At 71.3% G+C, this 1,180-nt stretch carries 2 protein-coding genes; both read left to right on the top strand.

The genetic code is table 11. From position 1 onward, the window contains the following. Positions 1–475 (top strand): aminotransferase class IV (locus tag D7231_RS35225; RefSeq protein WP_199739538.1); only part of this gene is annotated, 475 nt, incomplete at its 5' end. 10 nt (positions 476–485) lie between these two features. Continuing rightward, positions 486–1,180 (top strand): SUMF1/EgtB/PvdO family nonheme iron enzyme (locus D7231_RS35220; RefSeq protein ID WP_120760454.1); only part of this gene is annotated, 695 nt, incomplete at its 3' end.

The raw sequence follows: 1,180 nt of genomic DNA, 5'->3' as shown, positions 1-1,180 counted from the left end.
GGTGACCACGCGGCCCACCGGCCCGATGCCGCTGCCGCCCCTGCGCGTGAAGACCGTGCCCTACGTGCGTGACCTGCCCGCCGTCAAGCACCTCGGCCTCTTCGGGGCCCTCCACGCCAGGCGCGCCGCGCAGCTGTCGGGCTTCGACGACGCGCTGTTCGCCGGTCCCGACGGCCTGGTGTCCGAGGGCGGCACGTGGAACGTCGGGTTCATCGACGCCGACGGTGCCGTCGTGTGGCCCAAGGGCGAGGTTCTGCCGGGCGTCACCATGGCCCTGCTCCAGCAGCACCATGCCCATGCGACGTCGCCCGTGACGGTGGCCGAAGCACGCGGGATGCGGGCAGCGTTCGCCACCAACACCAGCATCGGCGTCCGGGCGATCTCGGCCATCGACGACACCACGCTGCCGACCGAGCACCCGGTGCTGGCGTCGCTGCGCGACGCGTACATGAGCCTGCCGGGCGACCCTGTCTAGGAGCGGTGCCATGGGGGTGGTCCGCTGGACCGGACGAGAGACGAAGGCGCTACGACTCGCGCACCGCATGACGGTCCGGGGGTTCGCCGCGCGCATCGGCGTCAGCGACCGCATGGTCTCCAAGTGGGAGCAGCGCGGTCCCGGCATCATCCCGCGTCAAGGCACCCAATCCGCGCTGGACACCCTTTTGTCCGTCGCCGGAACGGAGATCCAGGAGCGGTTCGCCACGCTGATCACCGAGCAGGCCGCATCCGGCGAGGATCCGCGCACGGAGACGTTACTCGCGGCCGACGTTCGCCAGCACCAGCGCCATCCCGTGGACGGCAAGCTGATGGTGCTGGTCGAAGAGGGCATCTATCTCTCCGGCCCGGACAACGAGGCCCAGTGGATCCCGGCGTTCTGGATCGATGTCTTCCCCACCACGAACGCCGACTACGCCCGGTACGTCCAGGACGCCGGCGCGGCGCCACCCCGGCACTGGGGAGGCGGCAACCGATGTCCGGACAGCGTCCGCGACCACCCCGTGGTGTGGGTGACGTGGCACGAGGCTGCCGCCTACGCCGCCTGGGCGGGCAAGTCGCTGCCGACCAGTCGGCAGTGGGAGAAGGCCGCACGCGGCCCCCGGGGCAACCCCTATCCGTGGGGCGACGCCGCGACCGCCGCCAAATGCAACGTGCGCGAATCCGGGATAGGGCGCACCACTGC

It is taken from the genome of Streptomyces klenkii, from assembly GCF_003626645.1.
Taxonomy (GTDB): Bacteria; Actinomycetota; Actinomycetes; order Streptomycetales; family Streptomycetaceae; genus Streptomyces; species Streptomyces klenkii.
This window is presented reverse-complemented; position numbering and strand designations above follow the sequence as displayed.